Consider the following 19217-nt stretch of genomic DNA (forward strand, 5'->3'; position numbering starts at 1 on the left):
AACCCTCATCATCTGTGCAGCATCATCCAGTTGCTACCGACCTACACCAGCAGCCCTTTCCGTTCAGGACACACGAAGGCGGTCGCTTTTCCCAGGACCTCGATCGTGGCCTCCTGCTCGCGGACCTTCCGCCGCAGCTGGACCAGCTCCTCACGTTCCGCACTGGTCAGAGCCCCGGCCGGACCCCCACCACGGTCGGTCTTCGCCCGCTTCACCCACCCGCGCAGCCCCTCCGGACTCACGCCCAGGTCCCGGGCGACCTCGGTGACCGTCTTGTCCGAGGACAGCGCCAGAGCGACCGCGTCCCGCTTGAACTCGGCCGTGTACCTCTTACTCATATTGCTCTCATGCTTTCGACGTTGCACCCGTGCCGCCGGTGTCAGGCTTGGAGGTCAACGACGACCTTCACGTCGTCGCTGCGCTTGTGCAGCGCGTCGGCGAAACCACTCATCGGTACCCGGCGGGTGATGAGACGGTCCAACCAGCGAGGGTCGGCCTTGGCGAGGGCGGCGGCGGCCTGTTCGTAGTGTCGGCGGCCGGCGTTGACGGAGCCGAAGACGACACCGTTCTCCAGCACCATTTCCCGGGCGGTCGCGTCCAGGTCCACGGCAACCTTCCGGCTGCCGGAGGAGATCCCCGTCAGGCAGATGACGGCCCCGGCCCCGACTACTTCCGTCAGTGCGTAGACGAGTGAACCAGCACCGGTGCACTCGATGACGACGTCGGGTTGCAGGCCGGTGTCCCGGACGTCGCCGGTGTGGAATGTTCCACCGAGGTCGGCGACGAGCTGTGGTTTGGGTCCGCTGTGGTTGAGGTCGAGTACGTGTACTTCCAGGCCGCGTTGTACGCCGAGCATGGCGGCGAACAGGCCGATCGGCCCGGCGCCGGTGACGAGGGCAACCATGGGCTTCCAGGAGGACCGGGCAAGGATGCGTTCGGTCTGTTCCCATGCCTTGGCGAGTACCGAGACGGGCTCCAGCAGGACTCCCCGGTCGCCGAGGGCGGGGTCGAGCTTGACCGCGTACTGCGGTTCGCTGCGCCACCGCTGGGACCCGAAGCCGTTCAGCTCTTTGATGCCGCGTTCGGTGTAGAGGCCGTTGCGGCAGAAGTCCCACTCGCCCACTGAACAGGGCCCGCAGGGTACGGGGTCGGGGCGTCGCACGATGCCGGCGACCAGGTCTCCTGGTGCGAATCCACTGTCCTTCGGTGCTTCAAGCACCTTTCCCAGGGATTCGTGCCCGATGAGCAGACGCTTCTGTCCGGGCGGCGGCGCACCGTAGCCCTTGTCGACGATGTCGATGTCGGTACCGCAGATGCCGAGGAGCTGGCCCTCGACGAGCAACGAGCCGTGCTCCGGGCCTGGTTCGTCGACGTTGCTGATCTTCACCTCGGGCTCGCCGGGTACGACAGTGATGGCCTTCATATCCACGTCCTCCTTGCATGCGCGGTGCGCGGCACCCCGTGGGTCGGTGTGGCGGACTCAGTCGTAGGGGTCGATGCCCCAACGTGAACGGTGCGTTTGCCCTACCTGCAAAGTGATCAGTCCGGCACCTGAGTGGAACGCGTCCGGCGCGCAGGTCATCGGCTCCACGCCCAGCCCCGTGCGCCTGCGGCCTGCTTCCGGCAACGAGTCACCCGTGAAGATCTCCAGATACGGATACGTCTCGTCCGCCCACAGCGCAACGGCAGAGCCGTCGGGGTTCGCCAGCCTCACCCGAGCACGGCCGAATTCGTCGCGGTGCAGGTCCGTGTAGGCCACGTCTATCTGCCGGTCGCCGAGCGGTTGTTGTACGCGCATGTCATAGGCTGTGCCCTCCACGAGCTGTCGGCCGGTGGGAATTCCGGCTTCGTCGACGGGCAGGAAGACCGAGCCGGGAACCTGGACGTGTGCCGTGTCGATGACGGGTGTGCCCGCGGCGAGGTAGGGGTGCGCTCCCGTTCCGTAGGGGCATGCTGTCGGACCGAGGTTGGTCGTCGTGGTAGTCACGGTGAGGCCGTGGTCGTCCAGGGCGTAACCGATGCGGCACTCCAGTGTCCATGGCCATCCGGGGCAGGGATGGACGGTGTGCCCGAACGAGGTCGTGTCCGCGTGGCTGTCCAGACACCGCCAGGAAGCCCACCGGGTCAGTCCGTGGATGGCGCCCAGGGCCTCTGGTTCGGTGAGGTCCAGTTGATGGGGGATCCCCGCCCAGTTGTAGGAGCCGCTACGGATCCGGTTCGGCCAGGGGATCATGGAGTGGCCGCGGGCCCCCGTGCACATCTCGTAGCGGGAGTATCCGTCGATGACCCGCCGGGTATCGGCCGTGTACGAACGCAGGCCGGCACCGACCTCGGTGAGCTGAACGGCCTGTTCGCCGCAGTGAATCCGGTACTGGCTGCCCGAGGGCAGGGCTATCATTTCGGCCTCCCGGGTAATCCCTCACCGGACGCATGGCACTTTGGTCGTTCCGGCATTTCCTGCCTGACACTCTGCGTAGGCGGCTGACTCGTAAGCGGCATTTCCGACCGACCGCAGTCTCACGCTAGTGCCATTCCGCCCTGCTGTCGCGATCAGTCAACCCTTCCACCGGCAGGGCATTGCCGCCACCGCTCGCCGAAGCGCCGCGGTACCTCCATCCTGAAGGCGAAGTCCTGCCGCGCGTGGCAACGGAATGGAGGGACGTGAATATGGGCCCTATCGCGGTGCTGTTCGACATCGATGAAACGTTGGTCCACACCGGCGGTTCGGGGGCACGCAGCTGGGCGTGGGCATTCAAGCAACTGCACGGGGTGGCAGCCGACATCGGTCAGCACACCTCGGCCGGTGAGACCGATCCGCAGGTCGGCCGGAAGACATTTCGCGGGGTGCTCGGCCGGGACGCCGGCCCTGACGAGATGAACCGGTTGTTCGCCGCCTACCTCTCGCACCTGGCGGACGACGTCTGGCGGTCCGATGGCTACCGGATCCTGGAAGGCGCCGAGGACATCCTGCGCCGGATCGCGGACGCCGGCGTCATTCTGGGCCTGACGTCGGGGGCTATGGAGGGCGCGGCCAGGACGAAGCTGGAACCGGGCAGGCTCGGCCGCTACTTCCTGTTCGGCGCCTACGGCTCGGACTCCCCGGACCGGGGCGAGGTGACCAGGATGGCTGTCGAAAAAGCTGCCCGGCTGCATGGACAGGCTCTCGGCCGGGACGAGGTGTACGTAGTGGGCGACACGCCGCGAGACATCGAGGCGGCGCATGCGGCGAACGCGACGGCGATAGGGGTCGCAAGCGGCCACTACGGCGTGAAGGAGCTGCGTGCCGCGAAGGCCGACCACGTGCTCCATTCCCTGACGGACCCGTTCCCGGGCCTGTGACAGGGGGTTGCGGCCGTTGTCATGGAGCGCCCTCCCGCTCCGCGCTCCCTCCGTGGGAACCGGTGGTCCCCGACCGCAGCAAGCTCTCGATCGTCGTGAGCCGCTCCTCCAGCCTGGCAATGTCACCACGGCTCGCCTGCGTCTTGGACGGTTTGAGCACGATGACCAGTTGGCCATCCGGCTCCAGACGCCCCAGGGCGACATCATCGACCGCCTCGCCCTGCTGCAGCCGCACCGCGTGTTCGAGCTCCGACGTGCGCAGCGCCAGGCGCTTGGACGCGCTCTTCGAGATCGAGCCGTCCTTGATGACGGTCGTGGAGGTGCCCTCCACGATGCGGGCCGCGCGCGAGTCAACAGCCAGCCAGCGGTTCAGCAAGGCATTCAGGGCGACCAGCGTGACGGCGCCGATCACCCCGCCCAGCAGGCTGTCATCCTTTCCGATGATGGCGTTCTGTACGACATTGGAAAGGAGGAAGATCACGACAAAGTCGAACGTGTTCAGATTGGCCAGGCCGCGTTTACCGCTAAAGCGGAACAGCGCCACGATGATCACGTAGACGAGGACAGTACGCAGCACCTTCTCCGCGATCGGGACCTTAATGTCCAACATGTCATGCCACACGGATGCTCCTCGGCGAGTCGACGACGTGGACACTGCGACCGCAATGGGCGACCCATCGTGCCCTGCCCGGGCGGCGATCCGCCGCCTCCACGGCAGCCTGTCGATGTGGCGGATACGTATGGGCGTAGTCGTCGAGACGACTCAGGCGGGGCAGCTTTCACAACGAACGATCATGAGGACCGGTACGGATGCTCGGGCCGCATGGAGGCGTCCCAGCACATACATCGTCGGCGAGCGACCAGGCACCCGCCGAGCAACGGGGCCGGTGGACTGACAGAGATGCGGGACGGTCCGCAGAGAAACGCCGATCGACTTCGAGTGCGCGCCGCGTCAGGACCAGCCGGCGGCCGATGTCATCGCGGTGGGTTGCCGTCCCTGTAGCCCATCGGAATGACCCGAGGGCCGGACGGGGCGCGGCCACACCCTCCGGGGGAGCCGGTCCGGCCTAGCGTGAGGAACCCACTCCCGCGCGACCCCGATGGAGCACCCTATGACCACGCCTGCCCTCGCCGACCTGACCGGTACGTACGTGCTGGATCCCGCGCACACCCGGATCGGCTTCGTTGCCAGGCACGCGATGATCACCAAGGTGCGCGGCTCGTTCCACGAGTTCGAGGGCACTCTGCACCTGGACGGGTCCGACCCGGCCAAGTCGAGAGCGTCGGTCTCCATCCAGGCCGACAGCATCGACACTGGTAGCGCCGATCGGGATGACCACCTGCGTACGAACGACTTCCTGGACGCCCCCAACCACCCCAAGATCACCTTCACCTCCACCAAAGCCGAGCAGGTGGACGACACCCACTTCCGGCTGACCGGAGATCTGACGATCAAGGGCACCAGCAAGCCGATCAGTATCGACTTCGAGTTCACCGGCGCCGCCCAGGACCCCTTCGGCAACCAGCGGGTGGGCTTCGAGGGCGCCATTACCGTCAGCCGCAAGGAGTACGGCCTGACGTGGAACGCCGCTCTTGAAGGCGGCGGTGTTCTGGTAGGAGACAAAGTGGTCATGGAGTTCGATATCTCCGCGATCAAGCAGGCGTGACGACAAGGGCTACGGGCGAGGCTTCGAGGGTGTCCCCGTTTGTCGGGGCGGTCCTGCGGTAGCCCACAGTGCAGCCGGCACGGACGCCTCCGGCTCGCCCGACGGTCGTCGCCCTGGGTCCCGGGCCCGGACTGTACTGGCACTCGCCGCCCCGCTCGTCGAGCGGCGCAGCGACACCGGGCTTCGCTCCCTCGTTGCCCGGAGATGAACGACCCTGCCCCGATCGGCTCGCCAGGCAGGTGGTGTGCTCCGGGCTGTGATTTCTTTCGTCCCAGGGATTTCTCGTATGTCCGGGCGCTGAAGAAGGTAGGAATCCGACATGGTGCAGGGATTTTCCAGGGAACCGGGGACCGAGGGCCCTCTGTCGGGGATTGCCCCGGAGGGTGTGCGCAAGGTTCGCCTCTGGGCACTTTTTATCGCGCTCGGCGGATTCCTTTTCGGATTTGACACGGGTGTCGTATCCGGGGCATTGCTGTACATCAAGGATGACTTCCACCTCAATTCTTTCGAGCAGAGCAGCATCGTCAGTGTGCTGCTTATCGGCGCCATGCTCGGAGCCATGGGGGCAGGGCGGATGGCGGACCGGCTGGGCCGCAGGAAAACCCTGGCGATTGAGGGGCTGGTATTCCTCGTCGGGACCGCGATTCTCGTGTTCGCCCCTGGCTACGTGACGCTTCTGATCGGCCGCGTCGTCCTCGGACTGGCGGTCGGTGCGGCCTCGGCGACCGTTCCCATCTATCTCTCGGAGGTCTCCCCGACGGAGTTGCGCGGGCGGTTCCTCACGCTTAACCAGCTCATGATCACGATCGGCATCCTGATCTCGTACCTCGTCAACCTCGTTTTTGCCGGCAGTGGTGAGTGGCGCGCGATGTTCGCCGTGGGTGCGATTCCGGCTCTGCTGATGGTCGCGGGGACGGTATGGCTGCTGCCCGAATCGCCACAATGGCTGATCCTCAAGGGCCGGGCGGACAAGGCCCGCAAGGTCATCGAATCGGTCAGCAACGAGGAACGGGCAACGCAGCTGATCGAGCGCGCCCAGCAGCGGCGCCCGGACGAGAAGCAGGGCGCGGCACAGAATAAGAACTGGCGGGCTCTGCTGGCGCCCCGTGTCCGGCCGGCGCTGATCGTGGGTCTCACGCTGGCGGCTGCGCAGCAGTTCGGCGGAATCAACACGATCATTTACTACGCACCGACACTCATCGAGAAAACTGGTCTTTCGGCGTCGAATTCGATCTTCTATTCGGTGGCGATCGGAGTCATCAACCTGGTCATGACGATTGTGGCCATCAAGCTGATCGATCGCATGGGACGCCGCCCACTCCTGCTCATTTCGCTGGCGGGCATGCTGGTGATGCTCGTTCTTCTGGGATTCTCGTACGTGGTGAACATGGGCTCCGTGCTGTCACTGCTGTTCATGGTGATCTACATCGCCGCCTTCGCCGTGGGACTCGGCCCGGTGTTCTGGGTGCTCATCGGTGAACTCTTTCCGTCCTCAGCTCGGGCTGCCGGTTCGAGCGCGTCCACCGCCGTGAACTGGGCATCGAACTTCGTGGTCAGCCTCGTGTTCCTGCCGCTCGCCAATGTGATCGGCCAAGGCGAGACGTTCTGGATCTTCGCCGTGGTCGTCGCGTTCACCCTGTGGTTCGTCGGCCGCTATGTGCCCGAGACCCGGGACCGTGAATTCGACGAGGTGGACACCGCTCTGCAGGCCCGCTTCGGCAGGAATCCGCAGGCCGGACCGGCATCGGGCTGACGCCGGCCCGTGGATGCGCGCGATGAGGTGCGACGGCGGCTCCGCGCCGCGGTGCGTGAGGTTCCCGCTGCCCGGGAGCGGGTCAGGGATGAGCTGTGGCCGATCCTCCAGCAGACGTGCGCGGCAACCGTGGCGTGGCTGATCGCGAGACACTTCGTGCACCACCACGAGCCGCTCTTCGCACCGATGGCGGCCGTCGTCGCGCTCAACGCCTCACGGGGCGAGCGCGGTACGAACGCCGTGCGGCTGCTGCTCGGCGTCGTCATCGGCATCCTGACGGCCGAACTCTGGCTCACGGTCCTCGGCAATCATGGATACGGGGCACTGGCGATCGCCACCTTCATGGCCATGCTGATCGCGCTCCTGCTGGGTGGCGAGCGGATCGTGATTGCGCAGGCGGCAGTCAGCGCCATCCTCGCCGTCGCCACCTCGAAAGCGGAAGCCGGCCCCGAACGGCTTACCGACGCGCTGATCGGCGCCGGTGTGGCGCTGCTGGCGAGCCAGATCGTGTTCCCCGCGGAGCCGATCGCGCTCCTGCGCCGAGCCGAGGTGACCACTTTGAGAGCCCTCGCCGACGCGCTGGATCTCGCGGCCCTCGCCCTGCGGCACCGCGATCACGTGCTCGGCGACCTGGAGGTGCTTGACCGCCTGCGTACCGCACGCGAGGAGCTCGTTGAGCTCGACCGAACCCGTAGCCGAAGCACCCGGACCGCAGGTCGCTCGCTGATCTGGCGCAAGCGGGGGGCGCCGACTCTACGTGAGAGTGTGAGCGCGGGTCAGCTCGTCCTGCTCGGGGGCAGTTGCCTGACGCTCACGCGCGCTGCCATGGACACCCGCCCAGGTGCCACCTGTCCCGGGTCCGCGACGTCGAACGCGGTGCGTGAACTCTCCCGGGCCGTCGGCGAACTCGGCATGGTGCTCGGGGACCTGGATACCCGCCGGGGCGCGGCGGGCATCGCGCTCGGCGTACTGCACGGGCTGGCGGAGCCCAGTAGCGGTCATGACACGTACTCCAGCGCCGTCCGCGTCGCAGTGCGGATGGTAGCCATCGACATCATGGTGTTCGCCGGAGTCGACAAGGGCAAGGTGGCCGAAGCGGAACGGGCCGGCGGGCAACGGGCACAGGGGCTGGACGAGCACGTGCCGGCCCCCGTGAAAACCGTACTGTCCTGGATGCCGCGGTTCAGGAGACGGCACCCTCGTCCGGGCAGGTGACGGTCCGAACCCGGCATCGGGCTCGGACGTTCCTGAACCTTCCGACAGGGCCGCCAACCGGACATCCTCAGCGGGGGAGCCGCGTACGGACGGGCTGCCCTCGACTGAGACGGCCGCTCTGGCCTCGTCCTGGTCCAGCGGCCAAGGGCGTCGAATTGCGAGCGCAGCAACTCTGGAGGCATGTGGTGCCCCTTTCATGCTGCGATGCGTTCGCCGATCAGCCCGGAGGGGCCCTCGAGATAGATGAAGAACGGGTCGGATGTGTCGGCGCGCAGCCGGTCGCGCTAGCGGCGCTTGAGGGCCGAGCAGCTGACGACTCCACCGGACTCCCGATAGTGCTTGAGCCAGCAGCGACGGCGTTCAGCCATTCGGCTCGGTCCGTGTTGTCCAGGGGGTACCCCGCCGACAACTTGGCCATGTTGGCCGACGCGTGGAAGGCGTCTCCTTCCGCGAACGGGACACCGAGATGTTCCGCCGCGCCGGAGCGGCGAGTGCCGCTTGAGCCCCCTTGAAAACCGAGTTGAAAAAGCGTCAGAAACCCTATCGAAGCCTCACCGCCGTCGAGATCGCCACCGCCGAGTACGTCGACTGGTACCACCAGACCCGGCTCCACGGTGAGCTCGATCACGTACCGCCCGCCGAGTACGAAGCCACCTACTACCTCCAGAACCAGCAAAACCGCAGGTCACAGCCACAACCTAGAGTCTCTACCGAACCCGGAACGATTCACACATCGCGAGCGTCGTGGCCGTGTGCGCCAGGTGCGGGGCCCGGGGTCTGCCCGAGCACGGGTCGACAGCTGTGCACCACCCGCGCCCGCGTGCCGCGCTCGCCGCTGGGCGCTCGCGGCACGACACTGGAACCACCGCCAGAAACGCGGGCCTCGCCGCAGAGATCAGGAGTGGCTATGACGGACCAACCGCCAAGCCGGCACACCGGACCGAGGGTCGCCGTAGTCACCGGCGCGGCCAGGGGCATCGGCAGGCAGGCAGCGCTCGCCCTCGCGCGTCAGGGTATCTGGATCGCGGGAATCGACATCGCCGGGCCGGTCAGCCCGATCCTGGACTATCCTCCCGCGACCGCCCAGGATCTCGCGCACACCGGCGACTTGGTGCACCAGGCCGGCGGCAGGTGGCTCGCTGTCGAAGCCGACCAGCGTGACATCGACGCGATCCACGCCGCCGCCGGCCAGATCGAGCACGAGTTCGGCGGCGTGGACATCGTCTTCGCCAACGCCGGGATCCAGGCGTTCAAACCGCTGCTGGAGATGAACGACACAGACTGGCAGGACCAGATCGACGTAAACCTCAACGGCACCGCGAACATTCTGCGGGTCTTTGCGCCCCTGCTTGTACACCGTGGCGCGGGACGGATCATCGTCACCTCCTCGACCCAGGGCCAGCACGGCACGCTGAACGGATCCGCCTACTCGGCCTCCAAGTGGGCGCTGATCGGACTGGTGAAGTCCGCCGCCCTCGAGCTCGGCCCGCATGGAATCACCGTCAACGCCCTCATCCCCGGATTGATCGACACGCCTCTGACCAGGCACGAAGACCGCTACGTCCAAGCGATCAGCAACGCCGGGGGCCAACCGAACAAAGACCCCCACCAGGACGAGGCGACCGCCAAGCAGCTGCTCACGACCAAGAGCCCACTTGGGGTGCCCTGGATCGATCCAGCTGACGTCGCACCGGTCGTCGTGTTCCTCGCCTCGGAACACGCCCGGATGGTCAGCGGCGCCTCATTCGCCGTCACCGCAGGCGACAGCGCAACCATCACGACCTGACCCCCGAACTCACGCCGCGATGGGCGCGTCGGATCACGGTGTACAGCCTGGTCTTCGCCGTCTGCGGCATGAGCAGGGCCTTCCATCCGGAGCGGGTCTGCACGCCGACCGGGCGGGACATGGAGCCAACACACCCCCGCAGAGGACGCACGACTACCAGGGGTTGCCGTTTCGCAGGCTGTCAGTCCCGTCCAGGCCGCTGTGTCGGCCGTGTGAACTTCGCGGTGACGGGATGCGGGGAGCTTGCCTGTCGGGAGGGCCCCGGAGGAGCGTGCTGGGTGCCCTGCCCGCGATACGGAAGGTGCGACGGTGACAGCGACAACGGAAACACACGGGTCGCCACTCATGCCTGCGGCGTTCATCGGCCACGGCAGCCCAATGAACGCCTTGGAGGACAACCGCTGCACCGCGGCGTGGCGGGCTTTCGGCCGGGCGGCGCCCCGGCCGAGGGCAATCCTGGCGGTCTCGGCCCATTGGTACCTCAACGCCACGGCGGTGACGGTGATGCCACGACCGCGAACCATTCACGACTTCTACGGCTTTCGGCGTGAGTTGTTCGGGGGTGCGGTACCCGGCCCCCGGCCTGCCGGAACTCGTGGACGAGGTCAGCAAGGCGGTCAAGCCGACCTGGGTAGGGGCGGACGCCGACAGCTGGGGCATCGACCACGGCACATGGTCGGTCCTGCGCCACGCTTTTCCTCGAGCCGACATCCCAGTAGTCCAGTTGAGCATCAACGCGGACAAGGACCTGGACTACCACTTCGGCCTGGGCACGAAACTCGCCGCCCTCCGGGCCGGCGGCGTGCTGGTGCTGGGCAGCGGCAACGTCGTGCACAATCTGGGCGGTGTCGACCCCCGCCGCCCGGATTCGGGTTTCGACTGGGCTCAGCGGTTCGACGAGAGCGCCAAGGACGTCATGCTGCACGGCCCCGCGGCCATTTCCCGCCTGCAGGGCCACCGGGACTACCGCACGGCGGCGCCCACCCCGGACCATTTCATCCCGCTGCTGTACCTCGCGGGGCTCGCGGCGGCATCCGGCCGCGGGGCGGAGGTCCTGGTCGATGGCTACGCCCTACGGCTCGCTGTCGATGACCGCATACACCCTGGATACCAAGTGCCTGGCGCGGACGAGGGCACTGGTCCCGCGGCCAGGCTGCCCGACGGCGTTCCCGCAGACGGCACCAACACCTGACCCCACCCTGCACGGCGTGAGCCGGAACCGGTTTGTTGTACCCACCCCACACCGGTCGCGCTGCGATGGCAGCGGTGTCCTGTGCCGGAGCCACGGTGACCTGCTCGTACCTCGTGGCCCGAGGCTGTCATCCCGGCTGCCCCAACCGGCGCCCCTGAGCAACGTGGTTTCGACTGTGTGCGCCGCATCGATCCGGTGGCCGGCGCGAGGAAATAGATAGATCACAGCCCCACCCACGCAAGGAGTCTCAATGACTGATCCTGCCCGGGCCGTGCTGGCCGGCCTCAACGCGATCCGTTCCGACCTGGAGAATCTCTACCAGGACCTGCACCGGCATCCCGAGCTCGGCCTGCGGGAGTACCGCACGGCGAAGAAGGCGGCGGACGCCCTGCGGGAATTCGGCTACGACGTCACCGAAGGTATCGGCGGCACCGGCGTGATCGGGGTCCTCGCGAACGGGGACGGCCCCGTCGTCATGGCCCGGGCGGACATGGACGCCCTCCCGGTACGCGAACAGACCGGTCTCCCGTACGCCTCCACCATGACGGTGACCGACGAGGACGGCAGCGAACAGCCGGTCATGCACGCCTGCGGCCACGACGTGCACGTGACTTCCCTGATCGGCTGCGTGCAGCTGATGGCCCAGCACCTGGATGCCTGGCGAGGCACCTTCGTGGCGCTCTTCCAGCCCTCGGAAGAGAACGGTGACGGTGCCGACGCCATGGTCGACGACGCTCTCACCGCGAAGTCGCCCCGGCCCGACGTCGTGCTCGCCCAGCACGTCCTGCCCTATCCCGCCGGCTACGTGGGCACCCGGCCGGGGTCCTTCCTGTCCGCCGCGGACAGCCTGCGCATCACCGTTCACGGCCGCGGGGCGCACGGCGCCATGCCCCAGGCCGCGGTCGACCCCGTGGTGATGGCCGCCATGATTGTCGTACGGCTGCAGACCATCGTCTCCCGGGAACTGGCTGCAACCACCCCTGCCGTCGTCACCGTGGGCAGCATCCACGCCGGCACCGGCCCCAACGTCATCCCCGACAGCGCCGTCATCCAGCTCAACGTCCGCACCTACGACGACGCCACCCGCACTCAGGTCCTGGACGCGATCGAACGCATCGTCCGCGCCGAGTGCGAGGCGTCCCGCGTGCCCAAGGACCCCGAGATCGAGCGGATCTCGTCCTTTCCACCCACCGTCAACGACGAGGAGCCGACCCGGCGCGTCGCGGAGGCGTTCGCCGCGTACTTCGGCGACGACGCCCATACCGCCGAGCTCCAGACCGCCAGCGAGGACATGAGCGAGATCCCCCGGGCATTCGGGGCGCCGTTCACCTACTGGGCGATCGGCGGCATCGATCCGGAGCGCTACGCCGAGGCAGTAAGGAACGGGACCGTCACCCAGGACATCCCGGTCAACCACAGCCCCTCCTTCGCCCCCGTCATCCAGCCCACCCTGGACACCGGTGTCAGCGCCCTGACTGTGGCCGTGCTCGCCTGGCTCGGCAGCTGATTGGACACGGCATGACCAAGCGGACGGCGTAGCGGGCCGAGCACACTTCTGCCGGCCGGGGAGTCATGCTCACGGGCGCCGATTCCAGCAGTCACCGACGATGCCGGCCTCTCCTGTCGCACTCGGCGCACCACCGCTCGACGACGTCAGGCGCGTTCCCCGAAGACAGGGAGACGATCTTCGCGGTGTCGGGTGCATCAAAGAGCCGTGCCTACCGCTGCTGTGCCTCCCACCTTCCCGACGAGGGTGCGCGCCCTTCCCGGTGCTGTCCACGCTGTTCAACCTGGAACGATGGCTATGTCACACCACACATACTTTCCGGTGCCGCAGGCGGTGACTCCCCAGTCGGTGGCGAGTTCCTCGATGAGCACGAGGCCGCGTCCGAATATGGACTGTTCTGAGACGGATCGCCGTTGGGGAGAGACGGATGACGTGTCGGCCACGCTCAGACGAAGGGTGCGCCTGCGGTCTCCCACGGGCATGGCGGTGAAGGTCACCGTGCCGTTGGTGTGAAGCAGGGCGTTGGTAGCCAGTTCGCAGGCGAGGAGTTCCGCGGTGTCGCAGAGGGGTTCCAGTGCCCATTCGTGCAGGGCGGTGTGCAGAGAGCGGCGGGCTGCGTGCAGGGCGTCCGGATCGGTGCGGCTGATCGGTGCGGTGATCCGGGGTTGTGCTGTCTGCTTGCTGGAGGTTCGTCGCAGGAGCAGGAGGGCGACGTCGTCCTCCTCTCCCGTGTAGAGGCCCATGGTGTGGATCAGGTGGTCGGCGAGGAGGTCGGGGTCGGTGGGACCTGTGCGCAGTGTGTCGAGGAGTTTTGCGCCTGCCTGGTCGATGTCTGTGGTGCGTGTCTCAATGAGGCCGTCCGTGCACAGCAGCAGGGTGGCACCAGGTTCCAGGATGGCGTTCGGGAACTTCTGCAAGCCCAGTTACGCCCAGCGGCTCGCCACCGCGGACGAGGTGACCGGCCGGAACTGGATCTCCTACCAGGGCAAGACAAGGCTGAACACCGACGGCTCGGTCCCCTCGGACAACCCCGTCCTCGACGGCGTGCGCAGCCACGTCTACACCTACGGGCACCGCAACGCACAGGGCCTGGCCTTCAGCCCCGACGGCACGCTCTACCAGAACGAGCAGGGCCCGAAGACCGACGACGAGGTCAACATCCTCCGCGGGGGCGGCAACTACGGCTGGCCGAAGGTCTCGGGCTACTACGACGACAAGGCCTACGTCAACGCCAACTGGTCCGCTTCGTGGCCGACACCGTGCGACGAGCTGACCTTCAGCAACTTCGAAATCCCCAAGACGGTCCCAGTGCAGGAGGAGAGCGACTTCACCGGGCAAAATGGAGTCGCCGATCCACACCTTCGGCACGTGAACTCGGGCTTCAGCTTCCAGGACCCCAAGTGCGCCCGGGGCGAGATGTGGTCGGTCTGCTGGCCCACCATCGCGCCCTCCAGCTTCGAGTACTACAAGCCGTCCGGGAAGTCAGCCGGATCCTCCGGCCTGGGCATCCCCGGCTGGGGCAACTCCCTGGTGATGACCACCCTCAAGGACGGCACCGTCTACCGCGTCGACCTCTCGCAGGACGGCCAGGACGTCAGCACGGTCACCAAGCTCTTCAGTGAGCAGAACCGCTTCCGCGACACGGCGTTCAGCGCCGACGGCGAGTCCATGTTCGTCGCGACCGACTCCGCCGGCGTCGTCCGTGACGCCGAGGGCGCAAACGCAGGTGGCCTCGCCGGCCAGGTCGTCGTCGAAGCCGACGATCATCTCCAGCTCGGCGATCGTCTCGTCCTCGCCGTCGATGGCCCTCAGCGTGTGAGGCATCGCCCGGGAGGCGTCGGCGATGATGAACGCGTCCCTCGCATCCGTCTTGGCCTCGCCCGGGTAGAGGTCGGCGATCCGGCGCATCGTCAGTCCGGGCAGGTAGGCGACGGGGCAGCCCATGTCCCTTGCAACGGCCCGCGGCAGGGCCCCGATTGAGGCCGGTTGGTCCACCACGACGAGGCCGTGCTTGGCCTGGAGTTTCGCGAAGAGCTCGCGGAGTTTGGGTCCGGTGTTGGGCAGGCGTTTCCCGGCCGGAGTGACGGCGGTGGCGTGGTGTTCGCCCTTGCCGACGTCCAGGCCGAGGAAGACGTCGATGTCGCCGGTGTCGATCACGTGCAGGCCCCTCCGGTCACGCTTTTCGTCCGGCCTTGCCTCGGCATCGAGCTCCCACACCCACGTTACGGAGAGCTCTTCCGGCTCGGGTGAAGCGGGTGCTCAAGCCCCTCATCAACGGTCCGTCGATGCCTTCGGGCCCGGTGACACCACCCCCCGGATCATCAACCGCAACAGGGGGGAAGTCATGCCGGACCCGAAGGCCGGTAGCCCCATTTGCGGAGCCACGAAAACGGTAACGGGGGAAGAGAGCGTCGCCATCCATCCCCTACCGGATCTACAACGAGGATCCTGAGGCCGACTGGAACTCCTTGCTGACCGGTTTCTCCGAGCCCATGGCCATCGCGCCCCCAGTGCACCGGCTCCGAGGACTGTAGCGGTGTACGACATGGGCTCCCTTGCCTTCTCCTGGACCCGGGTTTCTGCCCTTCTGGAAGAAGGTAATCACTGCGCGGACTTGGAGCCGCCGTCAATGGGGATGGTCTGGCCGGTGATGGACCGGGCGCTGTCGGAGGCCAGGAACAGAGCGAGCGCGGCGATGTCTGCCGGGTCGACGAAGCGCTTCAGCGCCTGGATGCTCAGGGCGTCGGCGGTAGCATCGCCCAGGCTGCGTCCGGTGGTCTCCGCCCGCCCTCGCAGTACCCGCTGGATGCGGTCGCCGTCGACCGCGCCGGGGGCGATCGCGTTGACCCGGACACCGGCCTCTCCGAGTTCCAGGGCGAGTGTCTCGGTCAGCCCGAGGAGTCCGCGTTTGGTGGTGGCGTAGGGGCTTCGGTTCGGATATCCGAAGCACCCGCCCACCGACGACATGTTGATGATGACGCCGGCGTCGGACTGTCTCAGGAACGGGATGGACAGCCGCGTGACGTTGAACGTTCCGGTGAGGTTGACCGCGAGGACCGCGTCCCACTGATCGGGGTCCATCTCCTCGACGGAGGCCGTGGGGCCGGAGACGCCCGCGTTGTTGACCAGTACGTCGATACCGCCGAGCCGGTCCGCAGCCGTCCGCACGAACGCCTCGATCGAGGACCTGTCGGAGACGTCGCACACCGAGGCCGTGATCGATTCGTTCTCATCGTTGATCTTCGCCAGCGCCTGCTCCAGGCGTGTGCCACGGGCACGTCCCGACCGGATGCGTCCGTGGTGGTCACCACGCTGGCACACGGCAGACCGGTTTCCTCGTGGACCGGCAGGGCGTCCATGTCGGCCCGCAGCAGGATGACCGGACCGTCGCCATTGGCCCGTACGCCGACCGCGCCGGTGCCGCCGACGCCTTCGTGCACCTGGTAGCCCCAGTCCGTTAGGCGCTGTGCCACCCTGGCCGCGGTCCGGTGCTCCTGATGGCCCAGCTCGGGATGGGCGTGCAGATCCTTGTAGAAGTCCTCCAGCTCGGAACGGATACCCGCCAGTCCGGCCAGGACCTGGTCCGCGTGGGCGTTCCTGCCCGTGGATTCGTTGCTCGTCATCGCTATCCGCCAACTCCCTACGAGTGGGCCGTGGTTCCGTTACGTCATGCTCCCCGGTGCCGGGAGGCCCTCGGCTGCCAGTCGCGGCCGCCCGGCAGCTTCCAGCCCCAGGTGAGTGCGGCCATCCGCAGCACGGTGCCGACGGTGATACCGACCAGAATCCCGAGGGTGGGTACGCCGAGCCAGCTGCAGAACACCATCACCACGCTGACCAGCGCCGCTACGGTCGCGTACAGGGGAGAGCCACCGAAGACGCCGGGCGTGCGGCCCAGCAGCAGGTCCCGGACGACACCGCCGCCGACCGCCGTGATGATGCCCAGGAGCACCGCGGGCAGCCAGCCAAGGCCGGTGGCGAGGGTCTTCTGCGCCCCGGCGACCGCCCAGACGCTGATCGCCACGCCGTCGAGCAGGTCGAACGCCGGACCGGAGGTCTGGCGGCTCAGGTCGAGGACGAACGCCAGCACTGTCCCGGCGGCGGCGGTCGCCAGGTACGTGTAATCGGTCAGAGCCACCGGGGTGCCGTGCTGCAGCAGAGTGTCGCGGATGACGCCGCCGCCCAGGCCCGAGACGATGCCGATCGTGAGGAAGCCGAACAGGTCCAGATGACGGCCCCGGGCCAGCACCCCGCCGAGCACGCCGTTGACGAAGACCCCGGTCAGGTCCAGCGCCCGCGCCACCTCAGCCACCTTCTCCGGTGACAACCAGCCGCTCACGCACCCACACCTCCTGCCTTCCGTCAGCGAACCACAGTGCGCGGCCGCCCGCCCGTCACACATGGCAGCAGCGGGTGGGAATGGTCACTGAGGCCGCACCGACCGCCAGGCCAAGGACGATGCGGCGATCAGAAGCGCCACGTAGCCGGGGGCGAACACGAGGACCGCGGTCCCGGGCAGGTCTCCCCGACGGAGTTGCGCGGCTGATCGGACGAGTCCGTCGTAGAAGCCTTCGAGGTACCGGCGGACGACCGCTACCAGGTTGTGGGCAGCCACCCGGTCAACGAGATCATCGCACTGGATACGGGCCTCGGGATTGCCCGCACCTCGCGGGTGGTGATCATGCACATGGTCAATCGGAGGCGCGACCGCGCAAAGAAAGAGCGATTCTTCGCGCTGCTGTCGCACAACCTCACCCGCAACTGCCATCTGGACCCTGCCGATCTGGTGGTCTCCGTCAGTGAAAACGGCGACGAGGACTGGTCCTTCGGATACGACCGCGCCCAGTTCCTGACCGGCGAACTGAGCTGAGCGTTCGAACCCGAAGCAGCGAATCTGTTCGTTCTCGGCTGTTCTCCTCCCGCTACGAGCGGTGCCGGTGCAGCCGTGTGTATCCCGTCGGGGTCGACGTTGCCCAGGCCCGCTGTCACGCCGTCGGCGCTCGTCCGCTGAGCGTTCCGCGGCGCCGGCGTAGGCCGGCGCCGTCGCCGTCGCCGCTGGAGTGCCATCCGGCCCTGAAACGGTTCGTCGACCCGGCAGACATCGCCTCCGGGCCCGCGTGTCGGGCATGCTCACCGAAGCACAACAACAGCTGCACAAGTCCGCTCCCCACTACCGCGTGACCCGGCACGCGTCCGGAGCCCACGTCCCCGACGGCGCTGCCACACCAGCTCGCCAGCTGCACCGGTGCGGACGATTCCTGGAGGGCCAGCGCGGACTTGGATCCGCCGTCAATGGGAATGGTCTGGCCGGTGATCGACCGGGCGCTGTCGGAGGCCAGGAACAGGGCTAGCGCGACCACCGGACGCAGCCTGGACGACGTCACCGCCGATGCCCTGGGCCGCCGACATCACCCCCGGCGATCCAGAGGATCACGCCCGGCGCACGCTGCTCATGCACGCCCAGCGCCTCGCACAGACCGCGACCGACGCCACCCTGCCCAACCGGGCCGTCGCCACCCTGGCCCAGGCCGACACCCTCGCACAGTTCATGGATACGCTCGCCGGACAGTTCGCCCCGCACCCCGGCTCCCTGCCGCGCACCGTCCTGCCGAAACAGCCCACGGCGCGCAGCAGCGAGGAAGCCCTCGACGAGGAACGACTCCTCCTCGCCACCGCCACGGCGCACCCAGCAGCTCTGAAGGCTGCGCGGTCAGCGCCGGCCGCCGCCGATGCGGCGGTCGTCGGCCAGTGCGGTAAGCGGGCCGAACTCGCGGGCGAGCTGGTTCCACGTCAGAACCTCGCCACAGCGGTCCGGGAACTCCAAGGATTCGGTCCTCGCGAAGTTGCTGGGCGGCGACCGGGAGGCCGCGCAGCAGAGGCTGCATCCAGCCGGTTGTGACCACGACCAGGTCCTCGCAGAGGCAGCGAAGACACGACGGCCGACCCGCCAGGCTCTGCACGCCCGGGACGAGTCCGGCCCGCACACTCGGGCCGGTGAGCAAGAAGGGGTGGGGCATGACGCCGCACGCCGTCAACGAGGCGGTCAAGCGCCTGGCGCGGCGCGTGAAGCTGGACGTGGCCGGCGACGTGACGTCGCACGGGCTGCACCCTGGCGTCCCCACCGACCTCGGCCGGCTCGGGTACTCGGCCGGGGAGATCAAGGAGATCACCAACGACTGGTCCTCCACCGAGCCGGTCGAGAAGTACCGGAAGATCGGTCGGCGACGCGCGGGCAGGAAGGCGGACGACCGGCGGTCCAAGGCCATCACGGAGCTGCAGCAGCTGCGGCCGGAGGCGGCGGCGGATCCGGCCGAGTAGCCGGGGCTCGGCCTTCGTTTCGCAGACGCGGCCCCACGCACGGTCCTGCGATCGCAAGGAGAGAAGGAGGCGGCACATTCACGTGGCGCCCCCTCCACCTGTCCGAGAGCGGGAGGAGGTCCTCGCGCAGCCGCGCGAACCGCAGGGTCCGGTGCCGCGTGGCGCCCACCGCCACCTCGGCGATCACCACGGTGGCGACGCGGCGGCGGCCGCCCGGCAGGGGCGCTCCCAGCACGCCAGCGACGGGCCCGCCTTACCGCAGGCCGCTGGGCAGCGGGGAGTTGGTTGGTCTCGGCCTCCGTCCCGTCCGCCAGGCCGACCGTGACGTGCGTGGGCCGGGCGGCCGGGCCCGCCTAAGGGCTGTCCCGCAATTCCTGGCGGGCGCACGACGACAGCTACGGCACCTCGCTGCGTTGTCGGAACGCCCGAATACATCCAGTATT

16 protein-coding genes and 5 pseudogenes are annotated in these 19217 nt (G+C 67.7%); 12 read left to right on the plus strand and 9 right to left on the minus strand.

What is annotated here, in order from left to right:
* Positions 1–41: 41 nt before the first annotated feature.
* The 3 genes from AB0I52_RS31665 to AB0I52_RS31675 are packed head-to-tail and all read right to left on the minus strand — an operon-like array spanning position 42 to position 2398.
* Positions 42–338, minus strand: coding sequence for a transposase (locus AB0I52_RS31665; RefSeq protein WP_363078447.1), 297 nt, complete (start codon positions 336–338; stop codon positions 42–44).
* Positions 339–379: 41 nt separating this feature from the next.
* The gene (locus AB0I52_RS31670) at positions 380–1423 is read right to left on the minus strand and encodes a glucose 1-dehydrogenase (RefSeq protein WP_363078449.1); all 1044 of its coding nucleotides are present in this window, start codon (positions 1421–1423) and stop codon (positions 380–382) included.
* A gap of 57 nt (positions 1424–1480) precedes the next feature.
* A complete protein-coding gene (locus tag AB0I52_RS31675; protein ID WP_363078451.1) occupies positions 1481–2398 on the minus strand; it encodes an aldose 1-epimerase family protein in 918 nt (305 codons plus the stop codon).
* Positions 2399–2667: 269 nt separating this feature from the next.
* On the opposite strand from AB0I52_RS31675, the gene AB0I52_RS31680 reads away from it, so the two are divergent.
* Entirely contained in the window at positions 2668–3339 is a 672-nt protein-coding gene (locus AB0I52_RS31680) for an HAD family hydrolase (RefSeq protein WP_363078475.1), read from the plus strand.
* A 19-nt stretch (positions 3340–3358) separates the two neighbouring features.
* Here the strand turns inward: AB0I52_RS31680 and AB0I52_RS31685 are convergent, their stop codons facing one another.
* On the minus strand, positions 3359–3961 hold the full coding sequence (locus tag AB0I52_RS31685; protein ID WP_363078453.1) for a YetF domain-containing protein: 603 nt from the start codon (positions 3959–3961) through the stop codon (positions 3359–3361).
* A gap of 490 nt (positions 3962–4451) precedes the next feature.
* Between AB0I52_RS31685 and AB0I52_RS31690 the strand changes: the two genes are divergently transcribed.
* The 7 genes and pseudogenes from AB0I52_RS31690 (at position 4452) to AB0I52_RS31720 (ending at position 12459) form a co-directional block, all read left to right on the plus strand.
* On the plus strand, positions 4452–5006 hold the full coding sequence (locus AB0I52_RS31690; protein ID WP_363078455.1) for a YceI family protein: 555 nt from the start codon (positions 4452–4454) through the stop codon (positions 5004–5006).
* A 319-nt stretch (positions 5007–5325) separates the two neighbouring features.
* Complete coding sequence (locus AB0I52_RS31695) at positions 5326–6759, plus strand: sugar porter family MFS transporter (RefSeq protein ID WP_363078457.1); 1434 nt, start codon at positions 5326–5328, stop codon at positions 6757–6759.
* Positions 6760–6768: 9 nt separating this feature from the next.
* Positions 6769–7974, plus strand: coding sequence for an FUSC family protein (locus tag AB0I52_RS31700; RefSeq protein ID WP_363078459.1), 1206 nt, complete (start codon positions 6769–6771; stop codon positions 7972–7974).
* Between the two features lie 520 nt (positions 7975–8494).
* A pseudogene (locus AB0I52_RS31705) lies at positions 8495–8563 on the plus strand (hypothetical protein); the annotation flags it as partial.
* Positions 8564–8881: 318 nt separating this feature from the next.
* Entirely contained in the window at positions 8882–9760 is an 879-nt protein-coding gene (locus AB0I52_RS31710; RefSeq protein ID WP_363078477.1) for an SDR family NAD(P)-dependent oxidoreductase, read from the plus strand.
* Positions 9761–10307: 547 nt separating this feature from the next.
* Positions 10308–10952: a class III extradiol ring-cleavage dioxygenase gene (locus AB0I52_RS31715; protein WP_363078461.1), complete on the plus strand. Its 645-nt coding sequence runs from the start codon at positions 10308–10310 to the stop codon at positions 10950–10952.
* Between the two features lie 250 nt (positions 10953–11202).
* Positions 11203–12459 (plus strand): M20 family metallopeptidase, encoded by a 1257-nt coding sequence (locus AB0I52_RS31720; RefSeq protein ID WP_363078463.1) that lies wholly within the window; start codon positions 11203–11205, stop codon positions 12457–12459.
* Positions 12460–12737: 278 nt separating this feature from the next.
* Here AB0I52_RS31720 and AB0I52_RS31725 read toward each other — a convergent pair whose 3' ends face one another.
* Positions 12738–13376, minus strand: coding sequence for a SpoIIE family protein phosphatase (locus AB0I52_RS31725; protein WP_363078465.1), 639 nt, complete (start codon positions 13374–13376; stop codon positions 12738–12740).
* Here AB0I52_RS31725 and AB0I52_RS31730 point away from each other — a divergent pair.
* Positions 13354–13656, plus strand: a pseudogene (locus AB0I52_RS31730) (PQQ-dependent sugar dehydrogenase); the annotation flags it as partial. The gene AB0I52_RS31725 and the pseudogene AB0I52_RS31730 sit on opposite strands and share 23 nt — an antisense overlap.
* Positions 13657–14184: 528 nt before the next feature.
* Here AB0I52_RS31730 and AB0I52_RS31735 read toward each other — a convergent pair.
* The 4 genes and pseudogenes from AB0I52_RS31735 to AB0I52_RS31750 form a co-directional block, all read right to left on the minus strand.
* Positions 14185–14613: pseudogene (locus AB0I52_RS31735) on the minus strand (IS110 family transposase); the annotation flags it as partial.
* 447 nt (positions 14614–15060) lie between these two features.
* A complete protein-coding gene (locus AB0I52_RS31740; protein WP_363078467.1) occupies positions 15061–15780 on the minus strand; it encodes an SDR family oxidoreductase in 720 nt (239 codons plus the stop codon).
* Positions 15720–16082, minus strand: a pseudogene (locus AB0I52_RS31745) (amidohydrolase); the annotation flags it as partial. The pseudogene AB0I52_RS31745 and the gene AB0I52_RS31740, both read right to left, overlap by 61 nt.
* A 44-nt stretch (positions 16083–16126) precedes the next feature.
* Positions 16127–16795, minus strand: coding sequence for a trimeric intracellular cation channel family protein (locus AB0I52_RS31750; protein ID WP_363078469.1), 669 nt, complete (start codon positions 16793–16795; stop codon positions 16127–16129).
* Positions 16796–17056: 261 nt separating this feature from the next.
* On the opposite strand from AB0I52_RS31750, the pseudogene AB0I52_RS31755 reads away from it, so the two are divergent.
* From AB0I52_RS31755 to AB0I52_RS31765, 3 genes and pseudogenes are all read left to right on the plus strand, one after another.
* A pseudogene (locus AB0I52_RS31755) lies at positions 17057–17326 on the plus strand (tautomerase family protein); the annotation flags it as partial.
* A 519-nt stretch (positions 17327–17845) separates the two neighbouring features.
* The gene (locus tag AB0I52_RS31760; protein WP_363078471.1) at positions 17846–18355 is read left to right on the plus strand and encodes a hypothetical protein; all 510 of its coding nucleotides are present in this window, start codon (positions 17846–17848) and stop codon (positions 18353–18355) included.
* 95 nt (positions 18356–18450) lie between these two features.
* Positions 18451–18774 (plus strand): hypothetical protein, encoded by a 324-nt coding sequence (locus AB0I52_RS31765; RefSeq protein WP_363078473.1) that lies wholly within the window; start codon positions 18451–18453, stop codon positions 18772–18774.
* Positions 18775–19217: the final 443 nt, after the last annotated feature.

The sequence above is a fragment of the Streptomyces sp. NPDC050423 genome (genome assembly GCF_040655445.1).
Classification (GTDB): Bacteria; Actinomycetota; Actinomycetes; order Streptomycetales; family Streptomycetaceae; genus Streptomyces.